The organism is Sphingosinicella sp. (assembly GCF_013911755.1).
Classification (GTDB): Bacteria; Pseudomonadota; Alphaproteobacteria; order Sphingomonadales; family Sphingomonadaceae; genus Sphingosinicella.
Genome location: NZ_JACESP010000026.1, coordinates 38680 through 51316, shown reverse-complemented (window position 1 = coordinate 51316; position 12637 = coordinate 38680). Strand labels below are relative to the sequence as shown.

General features: G+C 64.6%; 13 protein-coding genes. 8 read left to right on the top strand and 5 right to left on the bottom strand.

Annotated features, from left to right (window positions below; genetic code table 11):
* On the top strand, positions 1-1065 hold a 1065-nt coding region (gene dnaA, locus H2052_RS15570; protein WP_293783657.1), incomplete at its 5' end, for a chromosomal replication initiator protein DnaA.
* 141 nt (positions 1066-1206) lie between these two features.
* Here dnaA and H2052_RS15565 read toward each other — a convergent pair.
* Positions 1207-1926, bottom strand: a complete 720-nt coding sequence (locus H2052_RS15565; protein WP_293783654.1) for an SIMPL domain-containing protein — start codon at positions 1924-1926, stop codon at positions 1207-1209.
* A 78-nt stretch (positions 1927-2004) separates the two neighbouring features.
* Between H2052_RS15565 and H2052_RS15560 the strand changes: the two genes are divergently transcribed.
* Genes H2052_RS15560 through H2052_RS15540 form a run of 5 tightly spaced genes read left to right on the top strand, consistent with a single transcriptional unit; the run spans position 2005 to position 5844 of the window.
* A complete protein-coding gene (locus H2052_RS15560; protein WP_293783651.1) occupies positions 2005-2457 on the top strand; it encodes a thioesterase family protein in 453 nt (150 codons plus the stop codon).
* Complete coding sequence (locus tag H2052_RS15555; RefSeq protein WP_293783648.1) at positions 2454-2870, top strand: VOC family protein; 417 nt, start codon at positions 2454-2456, stop codon at positions 2868-2870. The genes H2052_RS15560 and H2052_RS15555 overlap by 4 nt, the downstream gene beginning before the upstream one ends.
* A gap of 5 nt (positions 2871-2875) precedes the next feature.
* Entirely contained in the window at positions 2876-3595 is a 720-nt protein-coding gene (gloB, locus tag H2052_RS15550; protein ID WP_293783645.1) for a hydroxyacylglutathione hydrolase, read from the top strand.
* A gap of 11 nt (positions 3596-3606) precedes the next feature.
* Positions 3607-5403, top strand: coding sequence for a gamma-glutamyltransferase family protein (locus tag H2052_RS15545; RefSeq protein WP_293783642.1), 1797 nt, complete (start codon positions 3607-3609; stop codon positions 5401-5403).
* 54 nt (positions 5404-5457) lie between these two features.
* The gene (locus H2052_RS15540; protein WP_293783639.1) at positions 5458-5844 is read left to right on the top strand and encodes a DUF6491 family protein; all 387 of its coding nucleotides are present in this window, start codon (positions 5458-5460) and stop codon (positions 5842-5844) included.
* Positions 5845-5846: 2 nt separating this feature from the next.
* Here the strand turns inward: H2052_RS15540 and H2052_RS15535 are convergent, their stop codons facing one another.
* The 4 genes from H2052_RS15535 to H2052_RS15520 are packed head-to-tail and all read right to left on the bottom strand — an operon-like array spanning position 5847 to position 9495.
* Positions 5847-6602 (bottom strand): tetratricopeptide repeat protein, encoded by a 756-nt coding sequence (locus H2052_RS15535; protein ID WP_293783636.1) that lies wholly within the window; start codon positions 6600-6602, stop codon positions 5847-5849.
* Entirely contained in the window at positions 6603-7325 is a 723-nt protein-coding gene (locus H2052_RS15530; RefSeq protein WP_293783632.1) for an alpha/beta hydrolase, read from the bottom strand.
* A 13-nt stretch (positions 7326-7338) separates the two neighbouring features.
* A complete protein-coding gene (locus H2052_RS15525) occupies positions 7339-8382 on the bottom strand; it encodes a M48 family metallopeptidase (protein ID WP_293783629.1) in 1044 nt (347 codons plus the stop codon).
* A 6-nt stretch (positions 8383-8388) separates the two neighbouring features.
* Positions 8389-9495: a YjgN family protein gene (locus H2052_RS15520; protein ID WP_293783626.1), complete on the bottom strand. Its 1107-nt coding sequence runs from the start codon at positions 9493-9495 to the stop codon at positions 8389-8391.
* Between the two features lie 130 nt (positions 9496-9625).
* On the opposite strand from H2052_RS15520, the gene H2052_RS15515 reads away from it, so the two are divergent.
* Positions 9626-10522, top strand: a complete 897-nt coding sequence (locus tag H2052_RS15515; protein WP_293783623.1) for a hypothetical protein — start codon at positions 9626-9628, stop codon at positions 10520-10522.
* Positions 10523-10634: 112 nt separating this feature from the next.
* Positions 10635-12626 carry a threonine--tRNA ligase gene (thrS, locus tag H2052_RS15510; protein WP_293783620.1) on the top strand — a complete coding sequence of 664 codons (1992 nt, stop codon included), beginning with the start codon at positions 10635-10637 and terminating at the stop codon, positions 12624-12626.
* Positions 12627-12637 lie beyond the last annotated feature (11 nt).

Sequence of the window (12637 nt, the reverse complement as noted above, 5' to 3'; positions counted from 1 at the left end):
GAACAGCCCCTACCCGTGTCAGTGCGCGAGGTGCCGACGTTCGGCGTCGCGCTGGAGTCGCGCTATACGTTCGACAGCTTCGTCGTCGGCAAGGCGAACGAGCTTGCCTACAATGCCGCGCGCACGGTCGCCGAGGGCGGGCCTATCGATTTCAACCCGCTGTTCCTTCACGGCACCACGGGTCTTGGCAAGACGCACCTGATGCACGCCATCGGCTGGCAGATCCGGAATGCCGTGCCGGGCGCCAAGGTCGTCTACATGTCGGCCGAGAAGTTCATGGTCGAGTTCGTCTCGGCGATGCGCGACAAAGACACGCTGTCGTTCAAGCAGAAGCTGCGCACCGCCGACCTCCTGATGATCGACGACGTGCAGTTCATCGCGGGCAAGGATTCGACGCAGGAAGAATTCTTCCACACGATGAACGAGATCATCTCGGCAGGGAAACGGCTGGTCATCACCGCCGACCGCTCGCCGCAGAACCTCGAAGGCATCGAGAATCGTATCCTGTCGCGCCTCGCATGGGGCCTCGTTGCCGACATCAATCCTGCCGACTACGAGCTGCGGCTCAGCATCCTTCTTGAAAAGATGAAGCGGCTGCCGGGCGCGAATGTCGGCGAGGACGTGATTGATTTCCTCGCGCGCAAGATCACCTCGAACGTGCGCGAGCTCGAAGGCGCGCTCAACCGCATCGTCGCCTACTCGACGCTGGTGGGGAAGCCGATCGACCTCGATTTCGCGCGCCAGGTGCTCGCCGATGTGCTGAAGGCGCACGACCGGAAGGTCACGATCGACGAGATCCAGCGGAAGGTGGCGGACTACTACGCGATCAAGCTGAGCGATCTCCTGTCGGCGCGCCGTGCGCGCGAGGTGGCGCGGCCGCGGCAGGTGGCGATGTTCCTCGCCAAGCGCCTGACGCCGCGCTCGCTCCCCGATATCGGCCGCCGCTTCGGTGGGCGCGATCACACTACGGTGATGCACGCCGTGAAGCGCATCGAGGAACTGCGCGCCGACGATAGCGAACTCGACGCTGACATCACGCGGCTGACGCGCATCATCGACGCCTGAAGGCGCTGTTTCCCGATACAGGTGCGGTGCGTCCCTCGACTACGCTCAGGATGATGCACGTTTTTACAGGGTGCAGAGGCCTTTCATCCCGAGCGTAGTCGAGGGGCGCACAAGCATCGGGTCAGCGCCCCAAACGGCCGCTCAATCCTTCAGGTAGAACTCCACCGTCGTCACCACGCGCACCTTCTGCTCGGGCGAGGCGTCGGCCGGGCCGCCCGAGTCGCCGTCGCGCGACTGGATCGAGAAATAGCCCTGGCTCGCGGAGCGGATGCCGCCGACGCTGGCGCCCGAATCCTTGGCGAACTGTTCGGCGCCCTTGCGCGCGTCCTTGGTGGCTTCCGCGATCATCGCGGGCTTCACGTCGTTGAGCTTCGTGAAGCTGTAGGCGATGGAGGGACCGCCGTCTTCGAGCGCGACGCCGCGCGCGAGGAGTGCGGCCTGCCCGGCGTGCGCGGCCTTCGCCTCGGCGATCTTCGTGGTGCGCAGGCGGAACTGCTGGCGCACCTGGATCTGGTCGACGCCGTTGTTGTTCCACTGGTTGACGCTGATGCCGGCGGGCTGGATGTCCGCGCCGCTGAAACCGTGCTCGCCGAGATAGGCGCGGATCGCGTCCGCATCGCGGGCGGCGTCGGCCTGCACGGTGTCGAAGTTGCTGCCGGTCGAAAGCGTGCGGATCGTCCACGTCGCAAGGTCCGCGGTCACGTCTCGCTCGGCAAGGCCGCGCATCATTACGGCGCGGTCGGCGAGGCGCGCGCGCTTCAGCCCGTCGCCGAGCAGATAGCCGCCGAGAATGACGCCGATCGCCAGAACGACGGCGGCTATGATGAGTGATGAGTTGCGGTTGGTCGTGTCAGCGGCCATTGTGTGCCCCCATGAGCGGTGTCGGCGCATTCTATCGCGCTTTGCCGCTGCACAACAGCTGAACGAAGAAAGGCCTCCATGCCGCGCGCCGACTTCCGGTTCTCGTTCCCCAAGCGCGTCCGCTATGCGGAATGCGATCCGCAGGGTATCGTCTTCAACTCCCGCTATCTCGAATATCTCGATATCGGCATCACCGAATACTGGCGTGCGGTGGGCATCTATGCCTTGTCGCCAACGGGGGTGGGGCCGGATTTCCACGTCGCGCGCAATGTCGTGGAATACAAGAAGCCCGTGCTGCTCGATGAAATGATCGACATCTGCCTGCGTTGCCGCCGCATCGGCAGCAGCTCCATGATGATGGATTTCGAGATTCACGGTGCAAGCGCCGACGATCTGCGGGCAGTCGGCGAGCAGGTGGCCGTGAACGTCGCGGAATCGCGCGGCGCGCCCGCGCCGGTGCCGGACTGGGTGGTCCGTTGTTTTGAAGACTATGAAGGGCGCCCACTCAGGGCGGAAAAGGCTGCGGCATGAAATATCTCCACACCATGGTGCGCGTCAGCGATCTCGAAGCGAGCCTCGCATTCTACACGCTTCTCGGACTGCGCGAGATTCGACGCTACGACCACGAGGCGGGCCGCTTCACGCTGATCTTCCTCGCCGCGCCGGGCGACGAGGATGCGCAGGTCGAGCTGACCTTCAACTGGGACCCGGAAGTCTACACCGGCGGCCGCAATTTCGGACACCTCGCCTACGAGGTCGACGATATCTACGCGGACTGCCAGCGCATGATGGACGGCGGCATCACCATCAACCGCCCGCCGCGCGACGGCCGCATGGCGTTCGTGCGCTCGCCGGACGGTATTTCGGTCGAACTGCTGCAGAAGGGCGAGGCGAAGCCCCCCGTCGAGCCGTGGGCCTCGATGCCGAACACGGGCGTCTGGTAAGCGCCATGCTGGAAGTCATTCGCATCCCGGTGCTTTCCGACAACTACATCTGGCTCGCGCACGACGCAGCGAGCGGCGAGACGGCGGTGATCGATCCGGCGGTCGCCGAGCCGGTACTCGCGGAAGCGAACGCGCGGGGTTGGCGGATCACGCAGATCCTGAACACGCACTGGCATCCGGACCACGTTGGCGGCAACGCCGAGATCAAGGCGGCGACGGGCTGTACCGTCACCGGTCCCGCGGGCGAGGCGGCGAAGATCACCGGCATCGACCGCGCCGTCAGTGAAGGCGATACGGTGGCGATTGGCGGGGCCGAAGGCCGCGTTATCGACGTGCCCGGCCACACGGCGGGGCATATCGCCTACAGCTTCGACGGGGCGCTGTTCTGCGGCGACACGCTGTTCGCGATGGGCTGCGGGCGGTTGTTCGAGGGCACCGCCGCGCAGATGTTCGACAGCCTCGGCAAGCTGATGGCGCTGCCTGATGAAACGCGCGTCTACTGCGCGCACGAATACACCGAGTCGAACGGGCGTTTCGCGATCACTGCCGAACCGGAGAATGCGGCGCTTGCCGCGCGGCAGGCGGAGGTCGTTGCGATGCGCGCACGCGGGGAGCCGACCGTGCCCTCCACGATCGGCCTTGAACGCGCGACGAACCCGTTCACCCGCGCGGCTGACGTGGACGCGCTCGCGGCGCGGCGCACGGCGAAGGACAATTTCCGATAAGGGAGAGGGCCATGAAGCGGTTTGCGGGATTTGCGATGGGTGCTCTCATGCTGTCGACGTCGGGTCTCGCCGCAGAGCCTGTGAAGGATCAGGGTGATCGCTATTCGGGCGCCCCGCACGCTACGCGCTCCGCCGTACTCGGCCTGAACGGCATGGCCGCGACCAGCCAGCCGCTTGCAACCCAGATCGCGCTCGATGTCCTGAAGCAGGGCGGCAGCGCCGTCGACGCGGCGATTGCGGCAAACGCGGCGCTCGGCCTGATGGAGCCGACCGGGAACGGCATCGGGGGCGATCTGTTCGCGATCATCTGGGATCCGAAGACGGAGAAGCTGCACGGCCTCAACGCTTCGGGCCGCGCGCCTGCGGGGCAGAACCTTGCGCAGCTCAAGGCCCGCATCGCGAAGGCACCGCGCGCCGCGCAGGACCGGGACGGCACGGTGCCGGATTGGGGGGCGCTCTCGGTGACGATTCCGGGGGCGGTCGACGGCTGGTTCGAAATGCACGGCAAGTTCGGCAAGCTGCCGATGCAGCGCGTGCTCGCCCCCGCGATCCGCTACGCGCAGCAGGGTTTCCCGGTCAGCGAGCTCATTGCCGACGGCTGGAGAAACGGCACGGCGAACTTCGAGGCGCTCGCGAAGGCGGGTGTTATCGAGGAAATCGAGAACATGCGCCGCGTCTACATGCCCGGCGGCGCAGCGCCGAAGGAAGGCGAGGTCTTCAAAAATCCCGATCTCGCGCTGACGCTGATCGAAATCGCCGAAGGCGGCCGCGACGCCTTCTACAAGGGCAGCCTCGCGCAGGCGATGGACCAGTATTTCCGGCGCATCGGCGCGCCGCATCGGCTCAGCGATTTCGCGGCGCACACATCCGAATGGATCGATCCCGTCTCGGTCAATTATCGCGGATACGACGTGTGGGAGCTGCCGCCCAGCGGGCAGGGCGTCGCCGCACTGCAGATGCTGAACATCCTCGAAGGCTATGACCTCAAAGCGATGGGCCGCGCCTCCCCGGATTTCTGGCATGTGTTCGTCGAAGCGAAGAAGCGCGCCTTCGCCGACCGCGCGCGCTTCTATGCGGACCCGGCTTTTGCGAAAATCCCGCTCGGCCAGCTTCTTTCGAAGGACCGCGCAGCAAGGCAGCGCGCAACGATCGACATGGCGATCGCGTCGAAAACGGATATGCCCGGCCTCGCCATCGAAGGCGCGGGCAAGGATACGATCTATCTGACCGTGGCGGACAAGGACGGCATGATGGTCAGCCTCATCCAGTCCAACTATCGCGGCATGGGCTCGGGGCTGGTGCCGGACGACGGGCAGGGCCGTACGCTCGGCTTCATGTTCCAGGACCGCGGCGCGCAGTTCAATCTCGATGCGAAGCACGCCAATGCCTACACGCCCGGCAAGCGACCGTTCCACACCATCATCCCGGCGTTCCTCACGAAAGGCGGCAAGCCGCTGATGAGCTTCGGCTTGATGGGCGGCGCGATGCAGCCGCAGGGCCACGCGCAGATCGTGGTGAACATGGTCGATTTCGGCATGGGCGTGCAGGCGGCCGGCGACGCGGCGCGCTTCCACCACGACGGCTCCACCGATCCCGAAGGCGGCGCGCCGATGACGGACGGGGGTATCCTGGAAATCGAATCGGGGGTGCCGCAGACGGTCGCCGAGGCGCTGCGCGCGCGCGGTCACACGGTGCGTTACACGACCGGCCCCTTTGGCGGCTATCAGGCGATCTGGCGCGACACCGATACGGGCGTCTACCGGGGTGCTTCTGAAATGCGCAAGGACGGGCAGGCGGCGGGCTACTAAATCCCTTCGCGCTCTGCTAAATTTGTTCGGCGGGGATCAGTGGAGATCGAACACATGCGTAGCCTGTTTCTGCTCACTGCGGTCGCCCTCGCCGGGTGCGCCGCGAACGATGGCCCGGCACGTCAGGAGGCGCTTGCCGCCGTTCCCGGCAAGGCCGTCGGCGAACCCGTGACCTGCATCCAGCAACGCGATGTCGATCGCGTTGAAGCCGTGAACGATTATGTCGCCTTCTTCCACATGCGCGGCAGCCGCGTGTACCGGATGGACTTCCCGCAAAGCTGCCGGGGCCTGAAGCACGACGCGTTCAAGCACAGCTCATCGATCGCGCAATATTGCCGGGGTGACATCATCACGACGTTCGACACGACGACGAAGATGACGACGGGAAGCTGCGGCCTGTCCTCGTTCACGCCGTGGGAACTGCCGCCGAAGGGCGAGTAGGGCTACTTAGGGTTCCTGAGCAGCGCGGCGTCGGCGGCCTTGCCGGCGGGCGTATCTGGCCCGGCCCTTACGGCGGCGTTCCAGAGCGCGCGCGCCTTCGCATAGTCGCCGTCCATCGCCGCCATGTTGCCGGCTTCCACCTGCACGTCCGGGTCGTTGGGTGCGAGCCTCAGCGCATTCGCCAGCGCCGGGCGAGCATCGGCCAGTCGCTCCTCGCGCCGTGCAAGCACGCCGAGCAGCAGCCAGCCTGCCGCATCGTCGGGTGCGAGCGTGACCGCCTGTTCGAGATCGGCGCGGGCGCCGGTGCTGTTGCCCTGCGCCTCGCGGGCGCGGGCGCGGTCGATCAGCAGTTCGCCCTTCGGCTTGCCGCCCTGCCGCGCGGCGATCACGAGCGCGTTGCTGAGAACCACCTCGGCGCGCGCATATTGCTCGGCAAGCAGCAGCGCGTTGCCCGCCTGCCCATAAAGGTCCGCAGCGGACGCGTCGCCCTTTGCTTCGGCGATGCGCGCCGCATCCTCGAAGGCGCGCGCCGCTTCCGCAGGCTTGTTCGCGCCCATGTAGGACAGGCCGAGGCAATGCCGCGCGGGCACGCCGCCGTTCGCGTTCAGCCAGCGCGTCGCCGCGTCGATCGCGCCCGGAACGCCCTCGTTCGCGGCGCGCACGCAGTCCGCATAGAGCGCGCGGTCGCTGGCGGGGGCGGCGGGGCCGGGGAGCGGCGCGACCACCTGCATGAGCATCAGGGCGGCAAGCATCGGCATCTACAGATCCTCGATCACGCGCAGCAGCAGAGCGATGTCCTGCGGCCGCGAAAGGCGGTGGTCGCCGTCCTTCACCAGCAGCGTCTGTACGTCGGCTGAACCGAGCGCTTCGGCGAGCCGGAGCGAGACGGACCATGGCACGTCCGGGTCGGCCTGCCCGTGCAGCAGCCGCACCGGGCAGGTAAGTGGGATCGGCGCATCCAGCAGGCGGTTCGCTTCGCCCGAGCGCCAGAAGGCGGCGGTGGTGACATAGGGTTCGTCCGAGTAGGCGGACGGTTCCACCAGGTCCTCGCCGCGCGCGAAGGCGGCTTTCTGGGTGTCGGTGAAGCCCCAGTCGGTGAAGTCCGGCGCGGCGGCGATGCCGACGAGCGCCGAGACGCGCGCAGGGATGGCAAGCGCGACGAGCAGCATCAGCCAGCCGCCCATCGATGAGCCGATCAGCACCAGCGGACCCTCTGGCGCCGCCGCCGCGATCACGTCGAGCACGTCATCGCGCCAGCGCGTCAGCGTGCCATCCTTGAAGGCGCCACCGCTCCCGCCGCAGCCCGAATAGTCGAGCCGCAGGCAGGCACGGCCGTTTTCGGCGCACCACGCGTCAACGGCGAGCGCCTTGCTGCCCTCCATGTCGGACATGTAGCCGGGCAGGAACACGAATGTCGGGCCGGTTCCCGTGCGGTGCGCATAGGCAAGGGGAATGCCGCCGCGCGACGTGATCGTGGGCATGGAACTCCTGTCGTCAGTCTTGCCGGTCGGGATCGTTATGGCAGATATCGACGAGCGCGTCCCATTCGTCGCGGGAAAGCGCTGGGGTATAGGCCGCGCCTTTCGCGGCGCCCTTTCGGAAAGTCGCGGCGCGCCCCTTCGAAATCGGATGCGAGGAGAGGTAGACGAGCATGTCCGCGCCGCCGATCGTATCCTCGGCCTTCGCCAGCCGTTCGAAGAAGCCTGCCGTCGGCGCGGGCGATATGTGCGCCCGGTTCATCATCGCGATCGATTCGGCGTCGGCTTCGCCCTCCGCGTCGCGGCTGTAGCTGAGCGAGAGCAGGCCGTGGACGTTGCCCGCGACATCGCCGCCGAGCGTCGTGAGCACGAGGCCGAGGCCAAGCTCGCGCACCATCGCCTCGGCGACATCGCGGTTCTCTATGTGCGCGATTTCGTGCGCGAGCACGCCGGAGAATTCCTCGGGGCTCTTTGCCTCTTTCAGCAGCTCGTTGAAAATCACGATGTTGCCGCCGGGAAGCGCGGCAGCGTTGACGATGGGCAGATCGACGACGCGCACGTTGAGGCCTTTCACATCGGGCGCGAGCCGCCGGGTGAGCGCGTCGAGCGCGGCCTGTCCGCCCGGGCCTGCGCAGAACTTGCCGCCGAAATCGCCGACCATCGCATCGCCGTAGCTCTTCATCACGCGGTCGGGCACCAGCGGGGCCAGCCAGTGCGGCAGCTGGTAGACCGCGAACAGCACCGCCGCCGATACCGCAAGGCCGATGGCGCTCGCGCGCCACAGGCCGATGCGGTCGATCCAGCCGCCGTAGTGCGCCGCGTTCGGAAGCAGCGCGGCGATTTCGTCGGCAACAGGTTCGGGAACGCCGAGCCGCCAGCCGAGCACATCCTTCCGCCCGTACACCCGCTCTTCGGGGCGACTTTCGATGAAGACGAGATCGGCGGGGGCGACGCGGACGGTGCCGTCCTCCCCCGCGATTTCCAGCGTTTCGTCGCGGGCGTCGAGCGTTACGCTCCGGCGCAGCGCGGATTCGCCATCATACAACCAAGCGTTCGTCATCCGACGTCAGATTGCGCCGATGTCGAATGCGTCCGCAAGCCCTTCCGCATCGCTTCTGATGCGCGTGGTGGACTGTGTCAGCGCCGCCAGATCGACTTCGCCCTGCACTTCGAGGTGCCGAACGTAGAACGACCAGTGCCGATAGCCGAGGTACATGATGCCGAAGCCGAGCGTGAACACCACGAGCGCGATGTTGCCAAGGATCAGCATCACCCAGTCCATCGTGCGCGCGTTGAACGCGAAGCTGAGGTTCCCGAGCGTCATCTCTCCCACCACCTTGCGCATGAACACGGCGTAGTAAGCGAGGCTGACGAGCGAGAAGAGGGCGTAAAAGCCGATCACGGCGATGAAGAACGTCCCCATCATGCCCGCCATGACCCGCGGATCGGGATTCGTGCCCGCCGTGAAGAGCGTGCCCATGCCGAGCGCGAAGACGAGAATTCCCCACAGCACGGGTGTGGCATAGATCAGCAGATAGCGCCCCATCAGGCCTTGCACGGCGGGTCCGTCGCCCGCTTCGAACGCATGGGGGCCGAAGCTCATCTTGCCCCAGCGTTCCCGCCACAGCTTCACCATCGCCCACGGCACGAGGAGACCGAACGTCACGAACCCGATGATGTATTTCAGCATGGCGGAACCGGCATAGCTCCAGCCGCCGTCATCGCTGCCGCCGCGGATGCCGTGCCAATAGGTGCGGCTCAGCCGGTAGCGCAGCGCCCGGAACAGGGCGAGGCCGGCGAGATAGAAGAGAGCCAGATAGAGCCCGAGGGCGAGAACGGACGCGAGCACGCCCTGACCGCGCAGGATCAGGGCCTGCAGGCCGAACTGGAAGAACAGCAGGATCGGCACGAAGATCGCCATCACGATCAGGAAGCCGATGAACATCTCCCTGCCCGTGCCCGCCCATTCTAACCGTTCGTCGATGAACTGCGTGCGGCTCCACAGATATTTGCGCTCCCGCGTCTTCGCCCAGAATCGGTAGATTCCGAGCGTGACAATGGTGAGGAGCAGGTTGGTGAGCGCAATCGGCAGGAATTCCTGCCAGCGGCCGTGGAAAGTAAAGCCGTCAGAAAAGTCGCCGATTCTCGTATGATCCGGAGTCGCGTCGTCCATGAATACAATCCCCCTGCCTCGAATGGGGTCAATACGCTCTAATGGCGTAGCTTATCAAGAGGGAGGTATTGTGATATGTATTTGTGAATTTTCAATGATTGGAAATAATTCGCACAAAAGAGATTTTTCCATGAAATTACTGTATGTTTTAATTTTCCTGTCGTTGATTTCTGTGAAATCGGCCTGTGCAATGCAAAGCTCTTCTCCGAAAGGCTTTATAATTTCCCGAGAACACTATCCCGAAGGTTATTATTATCAAGATATAGAACTAAATTTTCCATTTAACAGCAAGGAATTTCATTTTAAAAAAAGAAAAGATGGAAGAATAGTTTTCTATTATTCCGGAAATACTAAAAATGCGCCACTGATAATATCCATGGGCGGAATTCCTCCGATTTTTGTTCGTTACGGCTATGTTATGGCGAGCGTTAGAGTTTACTATCAAGATCGGTTGACCGTTCAGGAAAGAATTAAAATCACGCTGGATTCGATCAGAGATTTTTTGGAAGAATCTAAGGAATATGGGTTCGATACATCGCGGATCGTACTGATGGGATTTCGTGAACATGCAATGCCTGCCGCGTTGCTGGCCACGGACCCCTCTTATCTTTCGAATGGACCGATCGATTTTACGGCCATCAAAGCGGTCGTTCTTCTGGATCCCGTGTGTCTCGATGTTGCCGCGCAGAACAATTCGTCGCGTGCACAACGATCAGATTTTATCCGTAAGAAATGCGGCGCCGTCGAAGCTGCTGAAAATCTCTCTCCGGCCAAACACGCGGGCGCACCCAATGCCGGTGCCTTTCTTATGATGCCAACGACCAGTACCACTGGTTCGGAGCGGCAGGTTCAGCTCTTTGATGAAGCCTTGCGTTCCTCTGGCACAACGGTGCGCATTGAAAATTTCGAGTTGTCCAGCAAGCCTTTGTTCGACGCACTTACAAAGTCGACATCTGCGGTAACGACATCACTCGTGGAATTCCTTGCCGAAACCGTGCCTTCCCAGGCGACACGTCCTGCGGAGTGACCCGCTCGTGAATCGCTATCGTCCTTTTTCCTGCGCTCTTGCGCCTTGCTTATCTGGCCTTTGAAAAGGCATAAGCCCGCGTCGTTCAATCACGCAAAGTCCAGAAACAGCCATGTCCGAGATGATCCGCCTCACCCTGCCTGACGGTTCCGTGCGCGAGATGCCGCGCGGTACGACGGGCGGCGATGTGGCGCGTTCAATCGGCCCGGGGCTTGCGAAGGCTGCGCTCGCCGCGAAGGTGAACGGCGAGGTGATCGACCTCGAACGGCCGATCGAGCAGGACGCGGCGCTGGCGCTGGTGACGGCGAAGGACGAGGCGGATGCGCTCGAACTCGTGCGGCATGACTTCGCGCATGTGCTCGCCGAGGCGGTGCAGAACCTGTTCCCGGGCACGCAGATCACCTTCGGCCCGGCGACCGAGGACGGCTTCTATTACGACCTTGCGCCGGTTCGGCCCTTCACCGAGGAAGACCTTCCGGCGATCGAGGAGGAGATGCGCCGCATCATCCGCGCCGACCAGCCGCTGCGCCGCGAGGTGTGGGATCGCGACGCGCTGATCGCGCGCTGGCGCGAACAGGGCGAGACGTTCAAGGCGCAGTGGGCGGCGGAGCTGCCTGCGGGCGACGAGATCAGTGTCTACTGGTCGGGCGACAAGTGGTTCGACATGTGCCGGGGGCCGCATCTTGCTTCCACCGGAAAGCTCGACCCGCAGGCGTTCAAGCTCACCCGCGTCTCGGGCGCCTACTGGCGCGGCGACCAGAAGAACGCGATGCTCTCGCGCATCTACGGCACGGCGTGGCTCAACAAGAAGCAGCTCGATGCGCACCTCCACATGCTGGAGGAGGCGGGCAAGCGCGACCACCGCAAGCTGGGCCAGGAGATGGACCTGTTCCACCTTCAGCAGGAGGCACACGGCAGCGTCTTCTGGCATCCCAAGGGCTATCTCATCTGGCGTCAGCTCGAGGCGTACATGCGCCGCCGGCTTGACGCGGGTGGCTATGAAGAGGTGAAAACGCCGCAGATCATGGACGCGCGCCAGTGGGAGCAGTCCGGCCACTGGGGCAAGTACCGCGAGAACATGTTCGTCATCCCCGACGAGGTGCCGAACACCGAGGACGAAGGCCCGGTGATCTCGCAGGACGCGGACTGGATGGCGCTGAAGCCGATGAACTGCCCGGCGCACGTGCTGATCTTCCGCCAAGGCATCAAGAGCTACCGCGACCTTCCCATCCGCATGGCGGAGTTCGGCTGCTGCCACCGGAACGAGCCGCACGGCGCGCTGCACGGCATCATGCGCGTGCGCCAGTTCACGCAGGACGACGCGCACATCTTCGTGCGCGCCGATCAGCTCGTCAGCGAGGTCGCCAAGTTCGTCGACCTGCTCGACACGGTCTACAAGGATCTCGGCTTCGACAAATATGCGATCAAGCTCGCGCTCCGCCCCGAAAAGCGCTTCGGCAGCGAGGAGATGTGGGACTGGTCCGAGCAGTCGATGCGCGACGCCGTCGCCGCCACGGGGCGCAACACGGCGGAGTTCGGCTGGGAAGAGCTTCCGGGCGAGGGCGCTTTCTACGCGCCCAAGCTGGAGTTCCATCTGACCGACGCGATCGGCCGCACCTGGCAGGTCGGCACGATCCAGACCGACACCGTACTCCCCGAGCGGCTCGATGCGAGCTACGTGGGCGAGGACGGCGAGCGCCACCGCCCGATCATGCTGCACCGCGCGATCCTCGGCTCGTTCGAGCGCTTCATCGGCATCCTCATCGAGCATTACGCGGGCAAGTTCCCGCTCTGGCTCGCGCCCGTGCAAGCGGTCGTCGCGACGATCGTGTCCGACGCGGACGGCTATGCTCACGATGTGGTCGAAAAGCTCCGCGCCGCCGGCCTGCGCGCAGAGGCGGACGCGCGCAACGAGAAGATCAACTACAAGGTCCGCGAACACAGCCTCGCCAAGGTCCCGCACCTCCTCGTCGTCGGCAAGCGCGAGGCGGAGGAAGGCACCGTCGCCATCCGCACGCTTGGAGAAGAGCGCCAGAAGGTGATGCCACTCGAAGAGGCCATTGCGTGGCTGCAGGCCGAGGCGACACCGCCTGACCTGCGTTAGCGGCACGGCCG